General features: G+C 69.7%; 3 protein-coding genes, 1 pseudogene and 1 riboswitch. All 4 genes and pseudogenes read left to right on the plus strand.

Annotated elements, in window-relative coordinates; all coding sequences use genetic code 11:
- Nucleotides 1–54 precede the first annotated feature (54 nt).
- A riboswitch (cobalamin riboswitch) is annotated at nucleotides 55–190 on the plus strand.
- 161 nt (nucleotides 191–351) lie between these two features.
- Nucleotides 352–1,248 carry a sirohydrochlorin cobaltochelatase gene (locus ABLA28_RS10925; RefSeq protein WP_347713690.1) on the plus strand — a complete coding sequence of 299 codons (897 nt, stop codon included), beginning with the start codon at nucleotides 352–354 and terminating at the stop codon, nucleotides 1,246–1,248.
- Between the two features lie 52 nt (nucleotides 1,249–1,300).
- Nucleotides 1,301–2,305 (plus strand): iron ABC transporter permease, encoded by a 1,005-nt coding sequence (locus ABLA28_RS10930; RefSeq protein WP_299298030.1) that lies wholly within the window; start codon nucleotides 1,301–1,303, stop codon nucleotides 2,303–2,305.
- A gap of 4 nt (nucleotides 2,306–2,309) precedes the next feature.
- The gene (locus tag ABLA28_RS10935) at nucleotides 2,310–3,083 is read left to right on the plus strand and encodes an ABC transporter ATP-binding protein (protein ID WP_347713691.1); all 774 of its coding nucleotides are present in this window, start codon (nucleotides 2,310–2,312) and stop codon (nucleotides 3,081–3,083) included.
- Nucleotides 3,062–3,751, plus strand: a pseudogene (locus tag ABLA28_RS10940) (hypothetical protein); the annotation flags it as partial. The gene ABLA28_RS10935 and the pseudogene ABLA28_RS10940, both read left to right, overlap by 22 nt.

A 3,751-nucleotide genomic window follows, 5' to 3' on the forward strand; every position in this document is an offset into this window, starting at 1 on the left:
TGTGATTGAATGATGCCCGTAACAGGCATTGAGACAATCAGGTCCCTGCGGACGCGGGAAGCGGGTGCGACGCCCGCACGGCCCCGCCACTGTGACCCGGACGAATCCGCGCGCATCACCCACTGGAGGATCCGTTGAACACCATCCTCCGGGAAGGGGCGGACGAGGACGAGGGGAAGTCAGGATATCGCGCTCGCAGGCGGGAGGGAAGTGACGTTTGCGTGGGCGAACTCCTTTGCAGATGAATGGCGCTGTAAAAGGGCGAGACACGACGACGAGGGCGTGTCTTTTTTTGTGTCCGGCGTCCTGCGGCACGGGGCTGGACGCGATTGTGGGAGAGGAGAATGAACGATGATGAAAACCCTGTTTGCCTTTATGGCGTTCACGGTTCTTTTTGCCGCCTCCGCGGCGTTCGCCGGCCCTCACGGCCAGGAGAACCCCGACCGGACGGGTATCCTGATCGCCTCGTTCGGGACCTCCATGCCCGAGGCGCGGAAGGCCATCGACAATCTCGTCGACAGCGCCAAAAAGTCCTTCCCCGACGCGGAGGTGCGTCTGGCCTTCACGTCCAACATCATCCGCAGGAAGATCGCCCGCGAGCAGAACATCGAGGTCCCGACGCCGGTCGAGGCTTTGGCGGGAATGAACGACGAGGGCTTCACCCACGTCTACGTCATGCCCACCCACATCATCCCGGGCGAGGAGTACGACGAGATGCGGAACGTCGTCGATGCCTTCGCCTCGCTCAAGGGCAAGTATGGGTTCAAGAGGATCGAGCTGGGGACCCCCTACCTCCACAGCGTGCCCGACTGCGACCTCATGGCCAGGATCCTCATGAACCGCTTCGCGCCCTACCTGAAGCAGAGGGGAACGGCGATCGTCCTGATGGGCCACGGCACGCCGCACCACATCGCCAATGCCATGTACAGCCAGCTCCAGCTCTCCCTGGACCGCGCCGCCCACGGAAAATTCTTCCTGGGGACGGTCGAGGCGGCCCCGACGATCGAGGACGTCATCCGGGAGCTCAAGAGGAACCCCTCGATCAGGAAACTCGTGATCTCGCCGCTCATGATCGTCGCGGGCGACCACGCCAACAACGACCTTGCCGGGGCGGACGACGACGAGTCGTGGCTGAACCTGCTCAAAAAGGCGGGCTACAGGAACATCGAGCCCTACCTGGTGGGGCTGGGCGAGGATCCGCAGATGGCGAAGGTGTTCGTGGACCGCATCCGCGAGATGATGCGGTAGGGCTTTTCTTCAACTTTTCCGATTCTCTTTTTCACCCCGCATCGGGCAGGCGATGGATATCTCCGCACACCGGTCGGAACGGGGACGCCGGCGATGGGTCCTCGGGGCGGTGCTGCTGGGGCTTCTGGCGTCCACGGCGGTCTGGCGGCTCGCGCTGGGGGAGTGGGACATCCCGCTCTCCCGCGTGGCCGCCCTGCTGCGGCCCGGACTGCCCGAGGCGGAGCGCACCCTGCCCGAGGCGCTGATTGTCCGGACGGTCCGGCTGCCCCGCCTCCTCGCCGCCGTCGGGACGGGCGGTCTGCTGGCGGTCTCCGGGGCGGTGCTCCAGGGGCTCCTCTCAAACCCGCTGGCCGAGCCCTACACCTTGGGCATCGCCGCGGGGGCGGCCTTCGGCGGGGCCTGTGGCCTCATCTTCAACGCCGCCCTGGTGACGCCCATGGCCTTCGCGGGCGCCGTCGCCGCGCTCTGGCTCGTCGGGCTCATCGCCTGGCGGAGCGGAGGGGGCGGGGCTCATCTGGTCCTGGCGGGGGTGATCGCCAACGCGGTCCTCTCCGCCGGGGTGACGTTCCTCAAGGCCGTCGCGGACGACCGGCTGGGGGCCATCGTCCTGTGGCTGATGGGCAGCTTCTCCGGTGCCGGGCCCGAGGGGGCCGCCGCCGTGTGGGCGGCCGCGGCTCTCGTTCTGCTCCCCGCCTGGGCCTGCGGCCCCATGCTCGACGCGGTGTCGCTGGGCGAGGGGCGGGGTGCGATGCTGGGCGTCGACGAGGCGAAGCTGCGGCGTCTCCTGCTCTGCGCCGCGTCCCTGGGGACCGCCGCGGCGGTGAGCCGGTTCGGCATCGTGGGGTTCGTGGGGCTCGTCGTCCCGCACCTCGTCCGCCTGACGGTCGGGCCCGCCCATCGGCCCCTGTCGCTGCTCTGCTTCCTGGCGGGAGGGACCCTTCTGGCCGCTGCGGACGGGTTCGCCCAGCGGATGGGCGAGCTGCCGGTCGGCGTGCTCACCGCGCTGATCGGGGGGCCCTTTTTCTGCTGGCTCCTGATGCGGCGCGGGGCACGGTGACCCGATGGCGCGGCCGTCCTTCCGGTTCGGGGCCCTGACGTCCCGCTACGGCGAGCGTGCCGTCCTGGATGGGCTCGATGGGGAGATAGCCTCGGGCTGCCTGACGGCCCTGATCGGCCCCAACGGCAGCGGCAAGAGCACCCTGCTTCGGGTCTTGGCGGGCCTGCAGCCCTACGGGGGGACTCTGACCCTGGACGGGCGCGAGGCCCGGTCCCTCTCCCGGCGGGAGTTCGGGCGCCGGGTGGGCGTGGTCCCGCAGCAGTTCCGAACGGCCTACCCCTTCTCCGTATGGGAGGTTATCGGGATGGGGCGCCTTCCGCATCGGGGCCTGTTCTCGCGGCTGACCGGAGAGGACGAGGAGCGCATCGCGGCGGCGGCGGAGCGCATGGACGTGGCCTACCTGCTGCCGCGCCGCGCGACGGAGCTCTCGGGCGGGGAGGCGCAGCGCGTGCTGCTGGCCTCCGTGCTCGCGCAGGACCCGCAGGTCCTCTTGCTGGACGAACCCACGTCGGCGCTCGACCCCAACCAGGCGGCCCGCGTGTTCTCCGTCCTGAGGGACCTGGCCCGGGAGGGCAAGACCGTCGTCGCCGCTGCCCATGACCTCAATGCCGCGCTGCCCTTCTCCGACGCCTTCATGGCCCTGAGGAACGGGCGGCTGACGGCGCGGGGCCCGGCGTCCGGCTTGGACGAAGAAACCTTGAAAGGGCTTTACGGAGCGGAGTTTCTGCCCTATCGATCCGAAAGGGGGGACGTGCTGTGGCGCGCCCTGGCGGAATGAACGATACGATGAAGACAACGAACGGCGGGACGGCGGAGGGGCTCCGCCCCTCCACCCCGTCAAGGGCCGCAGGCCCCTGCACCCCGTTAAAAAAGATGGGGCTGCTCCTGCTGGTGACTCTTCTGTTCTGCGTACCGGCGGCCTCTGCCGTGCCGCTGCGCGTGGTCTCGCTCTATCCCGGCCACACGGATAACGTGGCCGCCCTGGGGGGCGGGGAGCTCCTGGTCGGGGTCTCCGAGAACGACGACCCCGACCTGCTCCCGAACCTGCCCCGCTTCTCGCCCAAGGCGGGGGCGGAGTCCATCCTGGCGGTGAAGCCCGACGTGGTGCTTCTGCGCGGACAGGTGGAGCGGATGAACCCCAACCTGTCGGGAGTGCTCGCCCGCGCCGGCGTGAGGGTGGAAGTGCTCGACCCGCCCGGGTGGGACGGGTTTGCCGACTACCTGCGGGCGCTTGCCGGCGTCCTGGGGCTGGAGCCCGAGGCGGTCGTCCGGCGGCTCGAGACGCTTCGGACGGAGATTGCGGCCGAGGCCCGGGCGGCCCGCGGGGAGAGGAGCGCCCCGCGCGTCTTCGTGGAGGCCACGGCCAGGGAGCTCCATACCTGCGCGCCCGACTCCTGGGCCGCGCGGCTGGTGGCGCTGGCCGGGGGGGAGAATGCGGCTGCGGGC

This window comes from uncultured Fretibacterium sp. (genome assembly GCF_963544685.1).
Taxonomy (GTDB): domain Bacteria; phylum Synergistota; class Synergistia; order Synergistales; family Aminobacteriaceae; genus CAJPSE01.

Excerpts from the sequence above, each read along its gene's own strand:
- ABLA28_RS10935 (WP_347713691.1), top strand. The coding sequence starts at position 2,310 with ATGGCGCGGCCGTCCTTCCGGTTCGGGGCCCTGACGTCCCGCTACGGC.
- ABLA28_RS10930 (WP_299298030.1), top strand. The coding sequence starts at position 1,301 with ATGGATATCTCCGCACACCGGTCGGAACGGGGACGCCGGCGATGGGTC.
- ABLA28_RS10925 (WP_347713690.1), top strand. The coding sequence starts at position 352 with ATGATGAAAACCCTGTTTGCCTTTATGGCGTTCACGGTTCTTTTTGCC.